Origin of the sequence: Pseudomonas monsensis (assembly GCF_014268495.2) — a bacterium.
GTDB lineage: Bacteria > Pseudomonadota > Gammaproteobacteria > Pseudomonadales > Pseudomonadaceae > Aquipseudomonas > Aquipseudomonas monsensis.
The window spans coordinates 370,832-395,991 of record NZ_CP077087.1 but is presented as its reverse complement, the minus strand read 5'-3'; the positions used below and the strand labels follow the sequence as shown (position 1 = coordinate 395,991).

Sequence of the window (25,160 nt, the reverse complement as noted above, 5' to 3'; positions counted from 1 at the left end):
GCTGGATTGCGTGTTGGTTCAGGTCGTGCGGCGCGCCGATTGGTCGGCAGGTACGCAGGGGGATGACTTTAAAGCTATAAGAACTGGAAATTAAATACCGTTAATGAATAACGATATGGCGGATGGTGAGGAATGGACTGGATGGTGAGTGACGATTAGTGTCACTTTTGGGCGTAATGCGGCGATTTATCGGACGCCATCGCTGGCAAGCCAGCTCCCACAGGTTCTGATGTCGATCACATGATCGTGTTCCAACCAAGAACTCTGTGGGAGCTGGCTTGCCAGCGATGAAGCCGGTCAGGCCACTAGAGAATCAACGTTCGTGCAACGCCTCGGCTCGCGCCCGGATGATCGGCTTGAGCAGGTAACTCAACACCGACTTCTTGCCGGTGATGATGTCCACCGACGCGACCATCCCAGGAATGATCAACAGCGGTTTCTCATCGGTACCCAAGTGGCTGCGCTCGGTGCGCACCTTGATGATGTAGTAGGTGGTTTTCTTGTCTTCGTCGGTGATGGTGTCGGCACCGATCTGTTCCAGCTTGGCTTTCAACCCGCCATAGATGGTGTAGTCATAGGCGGTGAACTTGACGATCGCTTCCTGCCCCGGGTGCAGGAAGGCAATGTCCTGCGGACGGATCTTGGCTTCGACCAGCAAGGTGTCATCCAGCGGTACGATTTCGACCATGTCGCTGCCCGGCTGAATCACCCCGCCGATGGTGTTGACCAGCAACTTGTTGACGATGCCGCGCACGGGCGAGGTAACCAGCGTCCGGCTGACCCGATCCTCCAGCGCCTTGCCGGTGGCCTGGGCCTTGTTCAGGTCGGTGCGCGCTTCATTGAGCTGGGTGAGCGCATCGCTGCGGAACTTGCCGCGCGTCTCGTCGATCTTGCGCTGCACTTCCTTGATCGCCGATTCCGCACGCGGGATTGCCAGGGTGGTGGCGTCGAGCTGACCACGGGTTTCCACCTCGGCACGCTTGAGGCGCAAGACTTCTACCGGGGACACCGCGCCCTGCGCCACCAGCGGCTCGGACATGTTGATTTCCTGACGTTGCAAGCCCAGTTGCTGACGATACTGCGCCTGCTTGGAGCTGAACTCGCGCAGCTCTTGCTGACGCTGGATCAACTGCTCCTGCAAACCACCGATCTCGTCGTGCAGTTGCTGGCGGCGGCTGATGTACAGCGACTCTTCGCTTTTCGCCTGGCCCGGCACGGCTTTGAGCACGTCTTCAGGGAAATTCAGCGGACGGTCATCGACCTCGGCACTCAGACGCTCGACGCGCAGCAGCATCGACAGCCGATCGGCCTCGGTTTCGCCGACGTTGGAGGCAAATCGCGTATCGTCGAGGCGAATCAGCGGTGCACCGGCTTCGACAATCTGGCCTTCCTTGACGAACAGCTCGGAGACGATCCCGCCCTCCAGGTTCTGGATTTTCTGGATCTTCGACGACGGAATCGCCTTGCCGTCGCCCTTGGTCACTTCGTCGATCACGGCGAAGTTGGCCCACAGCAGCAGGAAGATAAAGAAGCCGATGATCGCCCAGATGGTCAGACGCACGACGCGTGGGGCGTCTTCGATCAGCGCTTTGTTGACCTCCGGCAGCGGCTGGCCCTGCAACGAAGCAGAGCCCTTGAAGTAGCGACGGATCGAATCCTTGACACCCGACTTAAGCAACACTGATCTGCCCCTTCTTCAACGCTTCCATCACCGCCGCTTTCGGACCGTCAGCGAGAATCTGCCCACGGTCGACCACCAACAGGCGATCCACCAGCGACAGCAGCGACGCCCGGTGCGTCACCAGCACCACGGTCTTGTTTTCTATCACCGCCGCGAGGCGTTGCTTGAGGCGTTCTTCGCCAGTGTTGTCCATGGCGCTGGTGGGCTCGTCCATCAACAGGATCGGTGGATTGAGCAACAGTGCCCGCGCAAGGGCGACGTTCTGCCGCTGGCCGCCGGACAGGTTTTGTCCGCGCTCGCCGACTTGCAGTTCATAACCTTGCGGGTGCAGACGGGCGAACTCGTGGACACCGGCCAGTTCGGCGGCTTGCAGCACCAGTTCGTCCTCGACATAACGTGCGCCGGACACCAGGTTGTCGCGCAGGGTGCCGGACAGCAGCTGGATGTCCTGCGGCACGTAGCCGATGTTGTAGCGCAGTTCGCTGACGTCGATCTGACGGATATCCACACCGTCGACCAGCAACGCGCCGTCGTCCGGCTGATACAGGCCCACCAGCAGTTTCGCCAGCGAACTCTTGCCCGAGCCGCTGCGGCCAATGATGCCGATCTTCTCGCCGGGACGGATCACCAGGTTGATGTTCTTCAGCGCCGGGTTCTGTTGTTCCGGGTAGGTGAAGTTGAGTTGGCGGCATTCGATCGCGCCCTGCAGGACCTTGCGGCTCAGCGGGCGTTCTTCGAAATTGCGCTCCTGTGGCAACTCCATCATCTGATCGACCGAGGTCATGGTCACCCGCGCCTGCTGGTAACGCGTCAGCAGGCCGGACAGCGAGGCCAGCGGGCTGAGGGCGCGGCCACTGAGCATGTAGCAGGCAATCAGACCGCCCATGCTCAGGTTGCCGGCGATGATCTGGTAGACGCCGAAGACGATCATGATCACCCCGGCCAGTTGCTGGATCAGAAGGGTGATGTTCATCGCCAGACCGGAGAGCATTTTCACTCGCAGTTCGAGGCGGCTGAGGGTGCCGATGGTCTGTTCCCACTGGTATTGGCGTTCGCTTTCGGCGTTGTTGACCTTGACTGCGTCGAGGCCGGCGAGGGTTTCGATCAGGCTCGACTGGCGCTCGGCACCGAGGGCCATGGTGCGCTCCATCGTCGCGACCAGCGGCTTCTGCAAGGCATAGCCGATCAGCAGGGCAATCGGGAACGCCAGCACCGGAATCCACACCAGGTGCCCGCCGAGAATGGCGATGACGATGAAGATCAGGATGGTAAACGGCAGGTCGATCAGGCTGGTCAGGGTCAGCGAAGCGAGGAAGTCGCGCAGGCTCTGAAACTCATGGATGTTCTGCGCAAAGCTGCCGACCCGCGCCGGGCGGTATTTCATCGCCATGCCGACAATGCGTTCGAACAGCGTGGCGGAGATGATCAGGTCGGTTTTCTTCCCGGCCAGGTCCAGGCACAGACTGCGCAGGCTCTTGAGGATCAGGTCGAAAATGTAGGCCCCGGTGATGCCCAGTGCGAGCACCCACAGGGTCGCTTCGGCCTGGTTCGGCACCACGCGGTCGTAGACGTTCATCACGAACAGCGGCGCGGCCATGGCGATGATGTTGATCAGGAAACTGGCGGCGATCGCATCGGCGTACAGCCAGCGCGAACGCTTGAGGGTATCGCGGAACCACGAGCGTGCACGCGGGATCAGCGTGCCGTGGTTGACGTCGAATTTGTGCTGCGGCTGGGCGAAGAAGACTTTGCCGGTGTAGTCGTCGGCCAGCAGTTCGCGGCTGACCACCGATTCGCCGCCGTCGCTTTCGCTGAGCAGCACCCTGGCTTCGTTCTCGCCTTGCCAGCCGAGCAGGACGGCGCTGCGGCCGTCCTTGAGCAGCAACAGTGCCGGCATGGCGATCGCCGGAATTTCTTCCAGCTTGCGTTGCAGTACCCGGCCCTGGAGCCCGGCGCGAGCGGCGGCGCGGGGCAGCAACTCGACGCTCAGGCGTTGCTTGGGCAGCGGCAGGCCGGTGGTCAGCATCGCCGCGCTGGCGGGTTTCTGGTGCAGCATGCAAAGGGCGAGCAGACCGTCCAGTAACGGATCGTCGTGCAACGCGCGTGGATCATGACTGAGTTGAACTCGACTGACTTCTGATTCCACGCTCGACACTCTTTGACTGTTGAAAAGGGATAACTCAATTCATCCCAGGCAGCTGGACCTTGGGCTTCACGTCGTTCTGCACAACGGATGCCAATGGCGCGACCACTCCCTGGCTTCTGAGCAACTCGCCCATGGTCGCCTTGATTCGATACTGAGTAAATAACTGAATGTTTTTGATTTCAGCCAGACGCCGCGAAGCGGTGAACAACTCGTTTTCGCTGTCGAGCAAGTCAAGCAGAGTACGCTCGCCGAGGCTGAACTGACGCTGGTAAGCGGTGCGCACCGAGGTGCTGTGGTCGACGTACTGCTGAGCGATCGGCACCTGAGCATTGGCGTTGTTCAAGGCATTCCAGGCCAGACCGAGTTCTTCGTTCAACTGACGCAGGGCGTTGTTGCGGATGTCCAGCGCCTGGTTCGACAGGTACGACTTGGATTCCAGGTCGGCCTTGTTGCTGCCGCCCGAATAGAGGTTGAAGCGCATGCGCAGCATGGCCTGCCACTCGTTGTTGTGACCGTTCTGGCCGTCCAGATCGTTGTCGGCGGTGCGACCCAGTTCGGCGTCGAAACGCGGGTAGAAGGTCGACTTGGCGGTTTCGTACTGCTTCTCGGCGGCGGCGATGTCCGACTCGGCCGAACGCAGGATCGGGCTGTTCTCCAGCATCTGTGCGCGGGCTTCATTGAGGTTGGCCGGCATCATCGCCATGAACGGTGCCGGGCGCTCCAACTGATCGGGCATCTGGCCGACGGCGCTGAGGAAGTTGGTCTCGGAGTCGGCGAGGTTGGTCTGTTCGGTGATCAGGTTGTTACGCGCCTGGGCCATCCGCGCTTCGGCCTGATCGAGGTCGGCGCCGCTGCCGACGCCACGCTGGGTGCGCAACTGGATCTGGTCATAGATGCGCTGGTGGCTCTTGAGGTTTTCCTCGGCCAGACGCACGAATTCGCGACGGGTCAGCACGTCCAGATACACCTGGGCGACGGTCAGCGCGGTGCGCTCGGAAGTGCCGAGCAACGAGTAGGCGCGGGAGTTGACGGTGGCTTGTTGACGCCCGACTTCGCTGGATGTCGCAAAACCGTCGAAGACCATTTGCGAGAGACGTAAACTTGACTCGCTGCGGTTCAGGGTCTCCCAGTGATTGCCACCGCCGTTGGCGCGGGTGGTCACGCTGTCGGTGCCCTCACGACCATAACCGCCGAGCAGATCGACCTTGGGCAGGTATCCACCTTTTGCTGCCTTTAACTGATAATCCGCGGCCAAACGACTGTTGACCCCTGCCTGGATTTCCGGATGGACATCCAGTGCCTGCTGCATGGCTTCTGGTAAGGATTGTGCTTGTACAAACGAGGCGGCGAGAGCGAAGGGTACGGCGAAAAGCAGTGGCGAACGCATGATAGGAATTTCCCAGAACTTCTTGTCTTGAATCACAGCAAAACGTGGCGCTGCGTCGGATGATGGCAACCAGATTGACCGTATGTCGGAAAGTTCAAAACAGGAACTGGATCACACGCTAAAGGACAGGTCGCCGCGGAAATATCAATGTGACATTAGTGGGGCGATTGTTTAGGATGGCACCCATAAGGTCAATAGTTTGGCATAAAGTTAATCGCGAAAGAATATAGCCAAATTATTGACGAAAACATGCGTCAATCTTGATTCGCAAATTTTAAAAGTACGTCCAGACTGAATCGGCGCCCAAGCCATCAGGTGTATGGAAGTCAACTGAACGTGACACCCGGAGAGTCTTCAATGAGCAGTGTTGTTGCCATCGTCAAAAGCATTGTCGGTCAGGTATTCGTGGTGTCCCCAGAGGGCGTACGCCGCGTACTCGTTGAAGGCGATCGACTGTTTGTCGGCGATCAGATTGACACTGGCCTCTCTGGCGCCGTGTCGCTGGAACTGGCTGATGGCCGCACCCTGGACCTGGGCCGCGAAACCCAGTGGAGCGCCAACGCGCCCGACTCCAGCACTGACCTGGCCGAAGCCACCGCGCAGGCCGCACCCTCTGTAGCCGAGTTGCAGCAGGCCATCGCCGCCGGTGCCGACCCGACCACCGCCCTTGAAGCCACCGCTGCCGGCGCCACCGCCGCAGGCACTGGCGGTGCCGCTGGTGGCGGCCACAGTTTCGTGATGCTCGACGCCACCGCTGGCCGCGTCGACCCGACCATCGGCTTCCCGACGGCGGGCATCAATGCCGGCGCACAAGCGGCGCAGAACATCACCGGCGGCCAGACCACCGACACCACCACCAACGCCCTGCGTGAGTCGACCCTGAGCCTCAGCGCCACGCCGACCATCACCGAAGCCGGCGGCGTGCTGGTGTACACCGCAACCCTGACCCAGGCGCCGCTGACCGACCTGACCATTACCCTGTCCAACGGCTCGGTGATCGTGATTCCGGCTGGCTCTACCACCGGCACCGTCAACGTGCCACTGGCACCGAACGACACCGTTTATAACGACCCGACCCAGATCGACGTGACCGTCACCGGCACCACTGGCGGTAACGGCATCACCGTGACCCCGCCGACCACCCCGGCCACGACCCAGGTCACTGACACCATCGACACCACCACCGTCACGCTGACCGCTGGCAACAGCGTCACCGAAGGCGGCCAGATCACCTACACCGCGACGCTGACCAACCCGGCGCAGACGCCGGTGACCGTCACCCTGTCGAACGGTTCGACCATCACCATCGAAGCCGGCCAGACCACTGGCACCGTCAACGTGCCGACTGCGGCCAACGACGTTTACAACAATGGCAGCACCGTCAGCACCACCATCACCGGTGCTACCGGCGGCAATTTCGAAAACCTGGTGCCGAACACGACGCCAGCGACCACCACCATTACCGATTCGATCGACGACACCAACCTGTCGCTGACAGCCACCGGCACCGTGGCTGAAGGCGGTTCGATTGTTTACACCGCAACCCTGACCAACCCGGCCGGCACGCCAGTCACTGTGACCCTGAGCAACGGCTCGGTAATCACCATCGAAGCGGGCAAGACTACCGGCACCGTGACCGTTCCGGCGCCAGCCGATGACGTCTATAAAGACGCCGGCAAAGTCGAAGTCACCATCAAGGACGCCACCGGCGGCAACTTCGAAAACCTGGTGCCGAGCACCACACCAGCCGTTACCGAAGTAACTGACACCATCGACACCTCGACCGTGAAACTCACGGCTGACACCACTGTGGCTGAAGGTGGCACCGTCACCTACACCGCCACCGTCGGCGCGCCGGTCACCGGCTCGCCTGTCATCGTGACTTTGGCCAACGGTCAGAGCATCACCATCGAAGTCGGCAAAACCAGCGGCACCGTGACCACCACCGCGCCTAACGATGCGTTGGCCGGCAATGCGCCGCTGACCAACTCGATCACCGGTGTTTCCGGTGGTAATTACGAAGATCTGGTCGCCGACAAGACCCCGGTTTCGACCACTGTTACCGACGTCGCCGATACCACCAACCTGTCGCTGAGCGCGACCGGTTCCGTGGCCGAGGGTGGTTCGATCGTTTACACCGCGACCCTGACCAATCCGGCCGGCACGCCTGTCACCGTGACCCTGTCGAATGGCTCGGTAATCACCATCGAAGCCGGCAAGACCACTGGCACCGTGACCGTTCCTGCGCCTGCCGATGACGTCTATAAAGACGCCGGCAAAGTCGAAGTGACGATCAAGGACGCCACCGGCGGCAACTTCGAGAATCTGGTGCCAAGCACCACGCCAGCCGTTACCGAAGTCACCGACACCATCGACACCTCGACCGTGAAACTCACGGCTGACACCTCGGTCGCTGAAGGTGGCACCGTCACCTACACCGCCACTGTTGGCGCGCCGGTCACCGGTTCGCCGGTGGTCGTGACGCTGGCCAATGGTCAGAGCATTACCATCGAAGTCGGCAAAACCAGCGGCACCGTGACCACTACTGCACCGAACGATGCGCTGACCGGTCAGGCGCCGATCACCAACGCGATCACGGGCGTGAGCGGCGGCAATTACGAAGACCTCGTTGCCGACAAAACTCCGGTCAGCACCACCGTCACCGACACCACTGACACCACCGACCTGACGCTGAGCGCGACGGGGACCGTGGCCGAGGGCGGTTCGATTGTTTACACCGCAACCTTGACCAACGCCGCTGGCTCGCCAGTCACCGTGACTCTGTCGAACGGTTCGGTAATCACCATCGAAGCCGGCAAAACCACCGGCACCGTGACCGTTCCTGCGCCAGCTGATGACGTCTACAAAGACGCCGGCAAAGTCGAAGTGACCATCAAGGACGCCACTGGCGGCAACTTCGAGAACCTCGTTCCGAGCACCGTTCCAGCCGTCACCGACGTGACCGATACCGTCGACACCACCACCGTCAAACTGACTGCCACCGAGTCGGCGGCTGAAGGTGGCACCGTCACCTACACCGCCACCGTTGGCGCGCCAGTCACCGGTTCGCCTGTCGTCGTGACCCTGGCCAACGGCCAGAACATCACCATCGAAGTCGGCAAAACCACCGGCACCGTGACCACCACTGCGCCGAACGATGCGCTGACCGGCCACACCCCGCTGACCAACGCGATCACCGACGTTTCCGGCGGCAATTACGAAAACCTCGTGGCCGACAAGACCCCGGTCAGCACCACCGTCACCGACACTACTGACACCACCGACCTGACGCTGAGCGCGACCGGCACCGTGGCTGAAGGCGGCTCGATCGTCTACACCGCAACCCTGACCAACGCTGCTGGCTCGCCAGTGACCGTGACCCTGTCGAACGGTTCGGTAATCACTATCGAAGCCGGCAAAACCACCGGCACCGTGACCGTTCCGGCGCCAGCCGATGACGTCTACAAAGACGCCGGCAAAGTCGAAGTCACCATCAAGGACGCCACTGGCGGCAACTTCGAGAACCTCGTTCCGAGCACCGTTCCAGCCGTCACCGACGTGACCGATACCGTCGACACCACCACCGTCAAACTGACCGCTACCGAGTCGGCGGCTGAAGGTGGCACCGTTACTTACACTGCCACTGTTGGCGCGCCAGTCACCGGCTCGCCTGTCGTCGTGACCTTGGCCAACGGCCAGAACATCACCATCGAAGTCGGCAAAACCACCGGCACCGTGACCACCACCGCGCCTAACGATGCGTTGACCGGCCACACCCCGCTGACCAATGCGATCACTGACGTAAGCGGCGGTAACTACGAGAGTCTGGTCGCCGACAAAACCCCGGTTTCGACCACGGTCACTGACACTGTCGACACTACCAACCTGTCGCTCACTGCGACCGGCACCGTGGCTGAAGGCGGGTCGATCGTTTACACCGCAACCCTGACCAACCCGGCCGGCACCCCGGTAACCGTGACTCTGTCGAACGGTTCGGTAATCACCATCGAAGCGGGCAAAACCACCGGCACCGTGACCGTTCCTGCACCAGCCGATGACGTCTACAAGGACGCCGGCAAAGTCGAAGTGACCATCAAGGACGCCACCGGCGGCGACTTCGAGAACCTCGTTCCGAGCACCGTTCCTGCAGTGACCGAGGTCACCGACACCATCGACACCTCGACGGTCAAACTGACCGCCACCGAGACTGCCGCTGAAGGTGGCACCGTCACCTATACCGCTACTGTCGGCGCACCCGTCACCGGTTCGCCTGTCGTCGTGACCTTGGCCAACGGCCAGAACATCACCATCGAAGTGGGTAAAACCACCGGCACCGTGACCACCACCGCGCCGAACGATGCGCTGACTGGCCACGCGCCTCTGACCAACGCGATCACCGACGTTTCCGGCGGCAATTACGAAAACCTCGTGGCCGACAAAACCCCGGTCAGCACCACCGTCACCGACACTACTGACACCACCGACCTGACGCTGAGCGCGACCGGCACCCTGGCTGAAGGCGGTTCGATCGTTTACACCGCGACGCTGACCAACCCGGCTGGCTCGCCGGTGACTGTGACCCTGTCGAACGGTTCGGTGATCACCATCGAAGCGGGCAAAACCACCGGCACCGTGACCGTTCCTGCACCAGCCGATGACGTCTACAAGGACGCAGGCAAGGTCGAAGTCACTATCAAAGACGCCACCGGCGGCAACTTCGAGAATCTGGTACCGAGCACTGTTCCAGCCGTCACCGAAGTGACTGACACCATCGACACCTCGACCGTGAAGCTGACGGCCGACACCACTGTGGCTGAAGGCGGCACCGTCACCTATACCGCTACTGTCGGCGCGCCGGTCACCGGTTCGCCGGTCGTGGTGACCCTGGCCAATGGTCAGAGCATTACCATCGAAGTCGGCAAAACCACCGGCACCGTGACCTTCACCGCGCCGAACGATGCGCTGACCGGTCAGGCGTCGCTGGGTAATTCGATCACGGGTGTAAGCGGCGGTAACTACGAAAACCTGGTGGCCGACAAGACCCCGGTTTCGACCACGGTCACTGACACCGTCGACACCACTGACCTCTCGCTCAGCGCCACCAACTCGGTCGCCGAGGGCGGTTCGATCATCTACACCGCGACGCTGACCAATCCGGCCGGCACCCCGATGACCGTGACTCTGTCGAACGGCTCGGTGATCACCATCGAAGCGGGCAAGACCACCGGCACCGTGACCGTTCCTGCGCCAGCCGATGACGTCTACAAGGACGCCGGCAAAGTCGAAGTCACTATCAAAGACGCCACCGGCGGCAACTTCGAGAACCTGGTGCCGAGCACCACGCCAGCCGTGACCGAAGTCACCGATACCGTCGATACCACCACCGTCAAACTGACCGCCACCGAGTCGGCGGCTGAAGGTGGCACCGTCACCTACACCGCCACCGTTGGCGCGCCAGTCACCGGTTCGCCTGTCGTCGTGACCCTGGCCAACGGCCAGAACATCACCATCGAAGTGGGTAAAACCACCGGCACCGTGACCACCACCGCGCCGAACGATGCGCTGACCGGCCACGCGCCTCTGACCAACGCGATCACCGACGTTTCCGGCGGTAATTACGAAAACCTCGTGGCTGACAAAACCCCGGTCAGCACCACCGTCACCGACACCACTGACACCACCGACCTGACGCTGAGCGCGACCGGCACCGTGGCTGAAGGCGGGTCGATCGTTTACACCGCAACCCTGACCAACCCGGCCGGTACCCCGGTAACCGTGACTCTGTCGAACGGTTCGGTAATCACCATCGAAGCCGGCAAAACCACTGGCACCGTGACCGTTCCTGCACCTGCCGATGACGTCTATAAAGACGCCGGCAAAGTGGAAGTGACGATCAAGGACGCGACTGGCGGCAACTTCGAAAATTTGGTGCCGAGTACCACGCCAGCGGTGACCGAAGTCACTGACACCATCGACACCTCGACGGTCAAACTGACCGCCACCGAGTCGGCCGCTGAAGGTGGCACGGTCACCTACACCGCTACTGTTGGCGCACCGGTCACCGGTTCGCCGGTGGTCGTGACCCTGGCCAACGGCCAGAACATCACCATCGAAGTCGGCAAAACCACCGGCACTGTGACCACCACCGCGCCGAACGATGCGCTGACTGGCCACGCGCCGCTGACCAACGCGATCACCGACGTTTCCGGCGGCAATTACGAAAACCTCGTGGCCGACAAAACCCCGGTCAGCACCACCGTCACCGACACGGTCGACACCACCAACCTGTCGCTGAGCGCCACCGGTTCGGTGAACGAAGGCGGCCAGATCACCTACACCGCGACCCTGACCAATGCTGCTGGCTCGCCGGTCACCGTGACTCTGTCGAATGGTGCCGTGATCACCATCGACGCCGGCAAAACCACCGGCACCGTCACCGTCGACGCACCGAAAGACGACGTCTACAAAGATGCCGGCACGGTTGAAGCGACTATCAAAGGCGCGACTGGCGGCGACTTCGAAAACCTGGTCACCAGCACAGCGCCAGCGGTCACTACCGTCAACGACACTATCGACACCTCCACCGTGTCGCTGACCGCCACGGCGAACGTCGCTGAAGGCGAAACCGTGGTCTACACCGCAACCGTGACCGCGCCAGTGACTGGCTCGCCGGTTGTCGTGACCCTGTCCAACGGCCAGACCATCACCATCGCTGTCGGTGAAACCACCGGCTCGGTGAACTTCGTTGCACCGAACAGCCCTCTGGCCGGCGGCAGCTCGCTGAGCGTGACCATCGACGGCGCCACTGGCGGCAATTTCGAAAAACTGGCGGTCGACGGCAAGTCCGCCGACACCACGGTTTCGGACACCACCGACACCACCAACCTGAACCTGACCGCGACCGATTCGGTGGCTGAAGGCGGGTCGATCGTTTACACCGCGACCCTGACCAACCCGGCCGGCACCCCGGTAACCGTGACTCTGTCGAACGGTTCGGTGATCACCATCGAAGCGGGCAAAACCAGCGGCACCGTGACCGTTCCTGCGCCAGCCGACGACGTTTACAAAGACGCCGGTAAAGTCGAAGTCACGATCAAGGAGGCAACGGGCGGCAACTTCGAGAATCTGGTGCCAAGCACCGTGCCGGCCGTGACCAACGTCACCGACACCATCGACACCACCACCGTCAAACTCACCGCGACCGAGTCGGCGGCTGAGGGCGGCACCGTAACCTACACCGCGACCGTGGGCGCGCCGGTGACCGGTTCGCCAGTTGTCGTGACTTTGGCCAATGGTCAAACCATCACCATCGGTGTCGGCCAGACCACCGGCACCGCGACCACCACCGCACCGAACGATGCGTTGACTGGCCATGCTCCGCTGACCAATGCGATCACTGACGTAACAGGTGGCAACTTCGAGAACCTGGTGGCCGACAAGACCCCGGTATCGACCACGGTCACTGACACTGTCGACACTACCAATCTGTCGCTCAGCGCGACCGGCTCGGTGGCTGAAGGTGGCTCGATCGTCTACACCGCAACCCTGACCAACGCTGCTGGCTCGCCAGTGACCGTGACCCTGTCGAACGGCGCGGTAATCACTATCGAAGCCGGTAAAACTACTGGCGCCGTGACTGTTCCTGCGCCAGCCGACGACGTTTACAAAGACGCTGGCAAAGTCGAAGCGACCATCAGCACCGCCACCGGTGGCAACTTCGAAAACCTGGTACCGAGCACTGTTCCAGCCGTCACCGAAGTCACCGATACCATCGACACCTCGACCGTAAAACTGACGGCCGATACCTCCGTGGCTGAAGGCGGCACTGTTACTTACACCGCGACTGTTGGCGCTCCAGTAACCGGCTCGCCTGTCGTGGTGACCCTGGCCAACGGCCAGAACATCACCATCGAAGTCGGTAAAACCACCGGCACCGTGACCACCACTGCACCGAACGATGCACTGACCGGCCAGGCGCCGCTGACCAACTCGATCACCGGCGTGACCGGCGGCAACTACGAAAATCTCGTGGCCGACAAAACACCGGTCAGCACCACCGTGACCGACACCGTCGACACCACTAATCTGTCGCTCAGCGCTACCAATTCGGTCGCTGAAGGCGGTTCGATTGTTTACACCGCGACCCTGACCAACGCCGCTGGCTCGCCAGTCACCGTGACCCTGTCGAACGGCGCGGTAATCACCATCGAAGCCGGTAAAACCACTGGCACCGTGACTGTCCCGGCACCAGCCGACGACGTTTACAAAGACGCTGGCAAAGTCGAAGCGACCATTTCGACCGCCACCGGTGGCAACTTCGAGAACCTGGTGCCAAGCACCGTACCGGCAGTGACCAACGTCACCGACACCATCGACACCACCACCGTCAAACTGACAGCGACAGAGTCGACTGCTGAGGGTGGCAATGTCACCTACACCGCGACTGTCGGCGCACCGGTAACCGGCTCGCCAGTTGTCGTGACTTTGGCCAATGGTCAAACCATCACCATTGGTGTCGGCCAGACCACCGGCACCGCGACCACTACCGCACCAAACGACGTATTGACTGGCCACGCTCCGCTGACCAACTCGATCACTGACGTAACAGGTGGCAACTTCGAGAACCTGGTGGCCGACAAGACCCCGGTTTCGACCAATGTCACCGACACCGTCGACACGACCAATCTGTCGCTCAGCGCTACCAATTCGGTCGCTGAAGGCGGTTCGATTGTTTACACCGCAACCCTGACCAACGCTGCTGGCTCGCCAGTGACCGTGACCCTGTCGAATGGCGCGGTAATCACCATCGAAGCCGGTAAAACCACCGGCACCGTGACCGTCCCGGCACCGGCTGACGACGTCTACAAAGACGCCGGCACCGTACAGGCGACCATCAGCACCGCCACCGGTGGCAACTTCGAAAACCTGGTCACCAGCACAACGCCGGCCGTGACCAGCGTCACCGATACCATCGACACCACCACGGTGAAACTGACCGCAACCGCCACGGCCGCTGAAGGCGGCAACGTCGTCTACACCGCCACCGTCGGCGCACCAGTAACCGGTTCGCCAGTCGTGGTAACCCTGGCCAACGGTCAGACCATCACCATCGGCGTTGGCCAGACCACCGGCACCGCGACCACTACCGCACCAAACGACGTATTGACCGGTCACGCACCGCTGACCAACGCGATCACCAACGTCAGCGGCGGTAACTACGAAAACCTCGTGGCGGACAAGACGCCAGTCAGCACAAACGTGACCGACACCGTCGACACCACCAACCTGTCGCTGTCCGCGACTGGCACCGTGGCCGAGGGCGGTTCGATTGTTTACACCGCAACGTTGACCAACGCTGCTGGCTCGCCAGTCACCGTGACCCTGTCCAACGGCGCCGTGATCACCATCGACGCCGGCAAAACCACCGGCACCGTGACCGTTCCTGCGCCAGCCGACGACGTTTACAAAGACGCCGGCAAAGTCGAAGCAACCATTTCGACCGCCACCGGTGGCAACTTCGAGAACCTGGTGCCGAGCACTGTTCCGGCCGTCACCGAAGTCGCCGATACCATCGACACCTCGACCGTCAAACTGACGGCCGATACCTCCGTGGCTGAAGGCGGTACCGTTACTTACACCGCCACTGTTGGCGCTCCAGTAACCGGCTCGCCTGTCACTGTGACCTTAGCCAACGGTCAGAACATCACCATCGAAGTCGGTAAAACCACCGGCACCGTGACCACCACTGCGCCGAACGATGCACTGACCGGCCAGGCGCCGCTGACCAACTCGATCACCGGCGTGACTGGCGGCAACTACGAAAATCTGGTCGCCGACAAAACCCCGGTTTCGACCACGGTCACTGACACTGTCGACACTACCAACCTGTCGCTCAGCGCGACCGGCTCGGTGGCTGAAGGCGGTTCGATTGTTTATACCGCTACCCTGACCAACGCTGCTGGCTCGCCAGTGACCGTGACCCTGTCGAACGGCGCGGTAATCACTATCGAAGCCGGTAAAACCACTGGCACCGTGACCGTCCCGGCCCCGGCTGATGACGTTTACAAAGACGCAGGCAAAGTCGAAGCGACGATTTCGACCGCCACCGGTGGCAACTTCGAGAACCTGGTACCGAGCACTGTTCCAGCCGTCACCGAAGTCACCGATACCATCGACACCTCGACCGTCAAACTGACGGCCGATACCTCCGTGGCTGAAGGCGGTACCGTTACTTACACCGCCACTGTTGGCGCTCCAGTAACCGGCTCGCCTGTCACTGTGACCTTAGCCAACGGTCAGAACATCACCATCGAAGTCGGTAAAACCACCGGCACCGTGACCACCACTGCGCCGAACGATGCACTGACCGGCCAGGCGCCGCTGACCAACTCGATCACCGGCGTGACTGGCGGCAACTACGAAAATCTGGTCGCCGACAAAACCCCGGTTTCGACCACGGTCACTGACACTGTCGACACTACCAACCTGTCGCTCAGCGCGACCGGCTCGGTGGCTGAAGGCGGTTCGATTGTTTACACCGCAACCCTGACCAACGCTGCTGGCTCGCCAGTGACCGTGACGCTGTCCAACGGCGCGGTAATCACCATCGACGCCGGTAAAACCACCGGCACCGTGACCGTCCCGGCACCGGCTGATGACGTTTACAAAGACGCCGGCAAAGTCGAAGCAACCATTTCGACTGCCACCGGTGGCAACTTCGAAAACCTGGTACCGAGCACTGTTCCAGCCGTCACCGAAGTCACCGATACCATCGACACCTCGACCGTCAAACTGACGGCTGATACGTCGGTAGCTGAAGGCGGCACCGTCACTTACACCGCGACTGTTGGCGCACCGGTAACCGGTTCGCCAGTTGTCGTGACTTTGGCCAACGGTCAGACGATCACCATTGGAGTTGGCCAGACCACCGGTACCGCGACCACCACGGCGCCAAACGACGTATTGACCGGTCACGCACCGCTGACCAACGCGATCACCAACGTCAGCGGCGGTAACTACGAAAACCTCGTGGCGGACAAGACTCCGGTCAGCACTACGGTGACCGACACTGTCGACACGACCAATCTGTCGCTCAGCGCTACCAATTCGGTCGCTGAAGGCGGTTCGATTGTTTACACCGCGACCCTGACCAACGCCGCTGGCTCGCCAGTGACCGTGACCCTGTCGAACGGCGCGGTAATCACCATCGACGCCGGTAAAACCACCGGCACCGTGACCGTCCCGGCTCCGGCTGACGACGTCTACAAAGACGCCGGCACCGTACAGGCGACCATCAGCACCGCCACCGGTGGCAACTTCGAAAACCTGGTGCCAAGCACCGTACCGGCAGTGACCAACGTCACCGACACCATCGACACCACCACCGTCAAACTGACAGCGACAGAGTCGACTGCTGAGGGTGGCAATGTCACCTACACCGCGACTGTCGGCGCACCGGTAACCGGCTCGCCAGTTGTCGTGACTTTGGCCAACGGTCAGACGATCACCATTGGAGTTGGCCAGACCACCGGTACCGCGACCACCACGGCGCCAAACGACGCATTGACTGGCCACGCGCCGCTGACCAACTCGATCACTGACGTAACAGGTGGCAACTTCGAGAACCTGGTGGCCGACAAGACCCCGGTTTCGACCAATGTCACCGACACTGTCGACACGACCAATCTGTCGCTCAGCGCTACCAATTCGGTCGCTGAAGGCGGTTCGATTGTCTACACCGCGACCCTGACCAACGCTGCTGGCTCGCCAGTCACCGTGACCCTGTCCAACGGCGCCGTGATCACCATCGACGCCGGCAAAACCACCGGCACCGTGACCGTCCCGGCCCCGGCTGATGACGTCTACAAAGACGCCGGCAAAGTCGAAGCGACGATTTCGACCGCGACCGGTGGCAACTTCGAGAACCTGGTGCCGAGCACTGTTCCGGCCGTCACCGAAGTCGCCGATACCATCGACACCTCGACCGTAAAACTGACGGCCGATACCTCCGTGGCTGAAGGCGGCACTGTTACTTACACCGCGACTGTTGGCGCTCCAGTGACCGGCTCGCCTGTCGTGGTGACCCTGGCCAACGGCCAGAACATCACCATCGAAGTCGGTAAAACCACCGGCACCGTGACCACCACTGCACCGAACGATGCACTGACCGGCCAGGCGCCGCTGACCAACTCGATCACCGGCGTGACCGGCGGCAACTACGAAAATCTCGTGGCCGACAAAACACCGGTCAGCACCACCGTGACCGACACCGTCGACACCACTAATCTGTCGCTCAGCGCTACCAATTCGGTCGCTGAAGGCGGTTCGATTGTTTACACCGCGACCCTGACCAACGCCGCTGGCTCGCCAGTCACCGTGACCCTGTCGAACGGCGCGGTAATCACCATCGAAGCCGGTAAAACCACTGGCACCGTGACTGTCCCGGCACCAGCCGACGACGTTTACAAAGACGCTGGCAAAGTCGAAGCGACCATTTCGACCGCCACCGGTGGCAACTTCGAGAACCTGGTGCCAAGCACCGTACCGGCAGTGACCAACGTCACCGACACCATCGACACCACCACCGTCAAACTGACAGCGACAGAGTCGACTGCTGAGGGTGGCAATGTCACCTACACCGCGACTGTCGGCGCACCGGTAACCGGCTCGCCAGTTGTCGTGACTTTGGCCAACGGTCAGACCATCACCATCGGCGTCGGTCAGACCACCGGTACCGCGACCACCACCGCACCGAACGATGCGTTGACCGGCCATGCTCCGCTGACCAACTCGATCACTGACGTAACAGGTGGCAACTTCGAGAACCTGGTGGCCGACAAGACCCCGGTTTCGACCAATGTCACCGACACTGTCGACACGACCAATCTGTCGCTCAGCGCTACCAATTCGGTCGCTGAAGGCGGTTCGATTGTCTACACCGCGACCCTGACCAACGCTGCTGGCTCGCCAGTCACCGTGACCCTGTCCAACGGCGCCGTGATCACCATCGACGCCGGCAAAACCACCGGCACCGTGACCGTCCCGGCACCGACTGACGACGTTTACAAAGACGCCGGCACCGTACAGGCGACAATCAACACCGCCACCGGTGGCAACTTCGAAAACCTGGTGCCGAGCACTGTTCCGGCCGTCACCAGCGTCACCGATACCATCGACACCACCACCGTGAAACTGACGGCAACGGCCACGGCGGCAGAGGGCGGCAACGTCGTCTACACCGCCACCGTCGGCGCACCAGTAACCGGTTCGCCAGTCGTGGTAACCCTGGCCAACGGTCAGACCATCACCATCGGCGTCGGTCAGACCACCGGTACCGCGACCACCACCGCACCGAACGATGCGTTGACTGGCCATGCTCCGCTGACCAACGCGATCACCGACGTCAGCGGCGGTAACTACGAAAACCTCGTGGCGGACAAGACGCCGGTCAGCACCACCGTGACCGACACCGTCGACACCACCAACCTGTCGCTGTCCGCGACTGGCACCGTGGCCGAGGGCGGTTCGATTGTCTACACCGCGACCCTGACCAACGCTGCTGGCTCGCCAGTCACCGTGACCCTGTCCAACGGCGCCGTGATCACCATCGACGCCGGCAAAACCACCGGCACCGTGACCGTTCCTGCGCCAGCCGACGACGTTTACAAAGACGCCGGCACCGTACAGGCGACCATCAGCACCGCCACCGGTGGCAACTTCGAGAATCTGGTGCCGAGCACGACGCCGGCCGTGACCAGCGTTACCGATACCATCGACACCACCACCGTGAAACTGACGGCCACCGAGTCGGCGGCTGAAGGCGGCAACGTTGTTTACACCGCGACTGTCGGCGCACCAGTAACCGGCTCGCCAGTTGTCGTGACTTTGGCCAATGGTCAAACCATCACCATTGGTGTCGGCCAGACCACCGGCACCGCGACCACTACCGCACCAAACGACGTATTGACTGGCCACGCTCCGCTGACCAACTCGATCACTGACGTAACAGGTGGCAACTTCGAGAACCTGGTGGCCGACAAGACCCCGGTTTCGACCAATGTCACCGACACCGTCGACACGACCAATCTGTCGCTCAGCGCTACCAATTCGGTCGCTGAAGGCGGTTCGATTGTTTACACCGCGACCCTGACCAACGCTGCTGGCTCGCCAGTGACCGTGACGCTGTCCAACGGCGCCGTGATCACCATCGAAGCGGGCAAAACCACCGGCACCGTGACCGTTCCTGCGCCAGCCGACGACGTTTACAAAGACGCTGGCAAAGTCGAAGCAACCATTTCGACTGCCACCGGTGGCAACTTCGAAAACCTGGTGCCGAGCACAACGCCGGCCGTGACCAGCGTTACCGATACCATCGACACCACCACGGTGAAACTGACCGCGACCGCCACTGCTGCTGAAGGCGGCAACGTCGTCTACACCGCAACCGTCGGCGCACCAGTAACCGGTTCGCCAGTCGTGGTAACCCTGGCCAACGGTCAGACCATCACCATCGGCGTTGGCCAGACCACCGGCACCGCAACCACTACCGCACCAAACGACGTATTGACCGGTCACGCACCGCTGACCAACGCGATCACCAACGTCAGCGGCGGTAACTACGAAAACCTCGTGGCGGACAAGACGCCGGTCAGCACTACGGTGACCGACACTGTCGACACGACCAATCTGTCGCTCAGCGCTACCAATTCGGTCGCTGAAGGCGGTTCGATTGTCTACACCGCGACCCTGACCAACGCCGCCGGCTCGCCAGTGACCGTGACGCTGTCCAACGGCGCCGTGATCACCATCGAAGCGGGCAAAACCACCGGCACCGTGACCGTCCCGGCACCGGCTGACGACGTCTATAAAGACGCCGGCACCGTGCAAGCGACCATCAGCACCGCCACTGGTGGCAGCTTCGAAAACCTGGTGCCGAGCACTGTTCCAGCCGTCACCAGCGTCACCGATACCATCGACACAACCACCGTGAAACTGACGGCAACGGCCACGGCGGCAGAGGGCGGCAACGTCGTCTACACCGCCACTGTCGGTGCTCCAGTAACCGGTTCGCCAGTCGTGGTAACCCTGGCCAACGGCCAGACCATCACCATTGGCGTTGGCCAGACCACCGGCACCGCGGCCACCACCGCACCGAACGATGCGTTGACCGGCCATGCGCCGCTGACCAATTCGATCACCAACGTGAGCGGTGGTAACTACGAAAATCTGGTCGCAGACAAAACCCCGGTCAGCACGACTGTGACCGACACCGTCGACACCACCAACTTGACGCTGTCCGCGACCGGCACCGTGGCCGAGGGTGGCCAGATCACCTACACCGCAACCCTGAGCAACGCCGCTGGCTCGCCAGTCACCGTGACCCTGAGCAACGGTTCGGTCATCACCATCGACGCCGGCAAAACCAGCGGCACCGTGACCGTTCCAGCGCCAGCCGACGACGTCTACAAAGACGCCGGCAACGTCCAGGCAACGATCAAAACCGCCACTGGCGGCAGTTTCGAAAACCTGGTCACCAGCACAACGCCGGCCGTGACCAGCGTCACCGACACCATCGACACCACCACGGTGAAACTGACCGCGACCGGTACAGCGGCTGAAGGCGGCAACGTCGTCTACACCGCCACCGTCGGTGCTCCCGTGACTGGCTCGCCAGTTGTGGTAACCCTGTCGAACGGTCAGACCATCACCATCGGCGTTGGCCAGACCACCGGCACCGCAACCACTACCGCACCGAACGATGCGTTGACTGGCCATGCACCGCTGACCAACTCGATCACCAACGTGAGCGGTGGTAACTACGAAAATCTGGTCGCCGACAAAACCCCGGTCAGCACTACCGTGACCGACACCGTCGACACCACTAACCTGTCGCTGAGCGCGACCCCGGCGGTGAACGAAGGTGGCCAGATCACCTACACCGCAACCCTGAGCAACGCCGCCGGCTCGCCGGTGACCGTGACCCTGAGCAACGGCTCGGTGATCACCATCGACGCTGGCAAAACCTCCGGCACCGTGACCGTTCCGGCTCCGGCTGACGACGTCTACAAAGACGCCGGCACCGTGCAGGCGACCATCACCGGTACCAGCGGCGGCGGCTTTGAAAACCTGGTCACCAGCACGACACCGGCCGTGACCAGCGTCGCCGACACCATCGACACCACCACCGTCAGCATCACTGGCAGCAGCTCGGTGACCGAAGGCCAGACCGCCAGCTACACGGTCAGCCTGAACCACCCGGCGCAAACCGAAGTGACCCTGAAAATCGTCTACAGCGGCACCGCCGCCGACGGTTCGGACTTCACTGGCGTGTACACCGTGAAGATCCCGGCGGGCGCCAGCAGCGCGCAGTTCAACGTCGCGACCATTGATGACAAGATCACCGAAGGCACCGAAAACTTCGTGGTCAAGATCGACTCGGCCACCGGCGGCAACTTCGAGAACCTGGCCGTCAGCAGCACCAACGGCAGCGTCAGCACCTCGATCATCGACAACGATGCGCCACCGGTCATCGACCTCGACGCCAACAACTCCAGCGGCGCCACTGGTGCCGACTACAAGGTGACGTTCACCGAAAACACCCCGGGCGCCGGCGTGTCGATTGCCGACACTGACCTGACCATCACCGACCCGGACAGCACCATGCTCACTGGCGCGACCATTGTGCTGACCAACCGTCAGGACGGCGATGCGCTGAACCTGGGCAACAGCGTCAATGGCATCACCATCAATGCCAACAGCACCAACGGCACGGTGACCCTGACCCTGTCAGGTAATGCGACGCTCGCCGACTACATGCAGGCGATCAAGAACATCAGCTTCACCAACGGCAGTGAAAACCCGAGCACCGTGCCGCGGATCATTACCGTGACCGTGACCGATGGCGGCAACTACTCCAACACGGCGACCACCACGGTCAACGTGGTGGCGGTCAACGATGCGCCGGTCGCAGCCCCGGTCAACGTCACTGGCACCGAAGACACGCCGCTGATCCTCGGCTGGTCGACCTTCGGTGTGACCGACGTCGACAGCCCGGCCAGCAGCCTCGGCATCAAAATCACCCAACTGCCGGGCGAAGGCAAACTGCAGTATCTGGACGGTTCGACCTGGAAAGACGTCGCCAACAACCAGACCTTCAGCAAGGCTGACATCGACGCCGGCAAACTGCGCTTCATGCCGGATGCCAACGAATCGGGCGTCAACGGTTACGGCGGTACCGGCGTGGGCAACAACCAGGCCGACTACGCGCAGATCAAGTTCCAGCCAACCGACGGCCAACTGCTGGGCAACACCGGCACCGTGAAGATCGACATCACGCCTGTGGCCGATGCCCCGACCGTGAGCGTGGCCGACAACAGCGTGAATTCCACCGGGCTGGTCAAGGAAGTCTGGACCGGCCTGTCGGGTCTGGGCACCAGCGGCGCAGGCGCGGACTCGACCACGTTGAAAACCGTCATCGACGGCGCTGGCACCCCGAACTCCAGCGGCACCGTGACCAACGTGCAGTCGGACGGCAGCGTGACCGCCGGCACCGCGTCGAAAACCTCGGGCCTGATCTACCTGGAAGCCGGCAAGACCTACAGCTTCAGCGGTGTGGCCGACGACAGCCTGCTGATCACCATCGGCGGCAAGAGCGTGGCGTCGGGTACTTGGGGGGCGGGTGGTGCGATCAGCGGTTCGTTCACCCCGACCACCAGCGGTTACTACACCCTGGACATCTACCACCACAACCAGAGCGGCCCGGGCAGCTATGACGTGAACCTGTCGGTCAACGGCAGTACGCCAATCGACCTGAGCAGCGCCGGCGTGCCGATCTACACCGGCGTGCAGGATCTGGTGAACGCCGGCGTGACCGTCTCCGATCTGCACGGCACTAACGGCGAAGGTTATTACGACGGCTACAAGCTCAACACCGGCGCTGAAGGCACCACGGTGAAACTGTCGGCGATCAACACCGCCCTGACCGACACCGACGGCTCGGAAACCCTGAGCGTGAAGATCAGCGGTGCGCCGGTCGGCTCGGTGCTCTCCGACGGTAACGGCCACAGCTTCACCGTCACCGCGAGCAACGGCGAAGCCAACGTCACCGGCTGGAACCTGGGCAGCCTGACCGTAACCCCGCCGACCTACTACAACGGCCAGTTCAACCTGACCGTGACCTCGACCTCCACCGAGATGGTCGGCGGTTCGGCCAGCAGCACCGCGACCATTCCGGTCACCGTGGTGCCGGCGGTTTACACCGCGTCGGTGGCGACCTCGGGTGATGACACCTTCAACGGCACCGATGGCAACGACATCATGGTCGCCGACATCGGCGGTCTTACCGTGGTGCCGGGCACCAACTACAACATCGCGTTCATGGTCGACAGCTCGGGCAGCATGAGCACCTCGTCGATCAACGCTGCCAAGGACTCTCTGACCTCGGTGTTCAACACCCTCAAGCAGAGCCTGGGCGGCAGCAACTCAGGGACGGTGAACATCTTCCTGGTGGACTTCGATACCCAGGTCAACAAGTCGGTGTCGGTGAACCTCAACGATCCGAACGCACTGACCAAGCTCAAAGCCGTGCTCGACTCGATGTCGTCCGGCGGCGGCACCAACTACGAAGACGTGTTCAAGACCACGGCCAACTTCTTCCAGAGCGCGGAAGCCGTGGCCAACACCGGGGCGAAGAACCTTACGTACTTCATCACTGATGGCCAGCCGACCTACTACCAGAGCGGCGAGCAGACCAACCCGACGCTGTACGGCAACGTGAAGTTCGACAGTGTGGTAACGACCAGCAACTACAAACTGGGCGACACCTTCAGCACCTACATCGACAGCACGCATTACCTGAGCATCAGTGCCAACGGCAGTGCGCAGCTGCAGGTCTACACCAGCCGTTACGGCTGGACCGCGACCAACCTGGGCACCGTTCATGCCCAAGGCGACGGGACCTACGAGTTGTCGAGCCTGGCGGGTACCGGTAACAGCACCACATCGGCTACCACCGATAACTCCAGCAGCAGCTTCACCTTGCTCAGCGGTCTGTCGAACGTCGAAGCCATCGGTATCAACAGTGGTGTCAGCCTCAACGACCTGAAACCGTATGACTCGGATCACTCGCCGCAAACCAACATCGACCCGAAAGACCTGGCCAACTCAATCATCGGCCATACCGAAGCGACGCTGCCGGGCAACGACACCGTCAGCGGTGGCGACGGCAACGACATCCTGTTCGGCGATCTGGTGAGCTTCAACGGCATTGCCGGTGAGGGTTATCAGGCGATGCAGGCGTTCGTAGCGCAGCAGACCGGCGTCGACGTCAGCAAGGTCACTACCAGCAACGTGCACCAGTACATCACCGAGCACTATCAGGCGTTCGATGTGTCTGGCGCGCATGACGGCAACGACACCCTGCTGGGTGGCGCGGGCAATGACATCCTGTTCGGTTCGGGCGGCAACGACCTGCTCGATGGCGGCAAGGGCAATGACATTCTGCTCGGCGGCACTGGCAACGACACGCTGATCGGCGGTCAGGGCAACGACATCCTGATCGGTGGTTCCGGCGCCGACACCTTCGTCTGGAAGGCTGGCGACACCGGCAACGACGTGATCAAGGACTTCAATGCCAATGAAGGCGACCGCATCGACCTGCGCGATCTGCTGCAGGGCGAGACCGGCAGCACCATCGACAACTTCCTGAAAATCACCACGGTCGACGGCGTGTCGTCGCTGCAAGTCAGCTCGGCGGGCAAGTTCAACTCGGCCGATGCCGCCGCCGCGACACCGGACGTGACGATCAAACTGGAAGGCAACAACTGGTCGAGCGCCAACATCCATAACCTGATTGCCGGCAGCGACCCGACCATCAAGGTCGACCACAACAACAGCTGATGCGTGAACAAAACGGCCGCCCTCAGGGGCGGCCGTCGCGTTTACCTGCA

At 61.9% G+C, this 25,160-nt stretch carries 4 protein-coding genes and 1 pseudogene; 2 read left to right on the top strand and 3 right to left on the bottom strand.

What is annotated here, in order from left to right:
- Positions 1-313 precede the first annotated feature (313 nt).
- Genes HV782_RS01720 through HV782_RS01710 form a run of 3 tightly spaced genes read right to left on the bottom strand, consistent with a single transcriptional unit; the run spans position 314 to position 5,214 of the window.
- Positions 314-1,681, bottom strand: coding sequence for an HlyD family type I secretion periplasmic adaptor subunit (locus HV782_RS01720; RefSeq protein ID WP_128615453.1), 1,368 nt, complete (start codon positions 1,679-1,681; stop codon positions 314-316).
- Complete coding sequence (locus tag HV782_RS01715; protein ID WP_123470339.1) at positions 1,671-3,827, bottom strand: type I secretion system permease/ATPase; 2,157 nt, start codon at positions 3,825-3,827, stop codon at positions 1,671-1,673. Before HV782_RS01715 ends, HV782_RS01720 begins: the two co-directional genes overlap by 11 nt.
- A gap of 34 nt (positions 3,828-3,861) precedes the next feature.
- Complete coding sequence (locus HV782_RS01710) at positions 3,862-5,214, bottom strand: TolC family outer membrane protein (RefSeq protein ID WP_123470337.1); 1,353 nt, start codon at positions 5,212-5,214, stop codon at positions 3,862-3,864.
- 357 nt (positions 5,215-5,571) lie between these two features.
- Here HV782_RS01710 and HV782_RS28860 point away from each other — a divergent pair.
- Positions 5,572-9,372, top strand: a pseudogene (locus HV782_RS28860) (retention module-containing protein); the annotation flags it as partial.
- The gene (locus HV782_RS01705; protein WP_437180216.1) at positions 9,364-25,110 is read left to right on the top strand and encodes an immunoglobulin-like domain-containing protein; all 15,747 of its coding nucleotides are present in this window, start codon (positions 9,364-9,366) and stop codon (positions 25,108-25,110) included. The pseudogene HV782_RS28860 and the gene HV782_RS01705, both read left to right, overlap by 9 nt.
- Positions 25,111-25,160: the final 50 nt, after the last annotated feature.

What these genes read in the sequence shown, in the direction of transcription:
- HV782_RS01710 (WP_123470337.1), bottom strand. Translation starts at nt 5,214, where the DNA reads ATGCGTTCGCCACTGCTTTTCGCCGTACCCTTCGCTCTCGCCGCCTCG.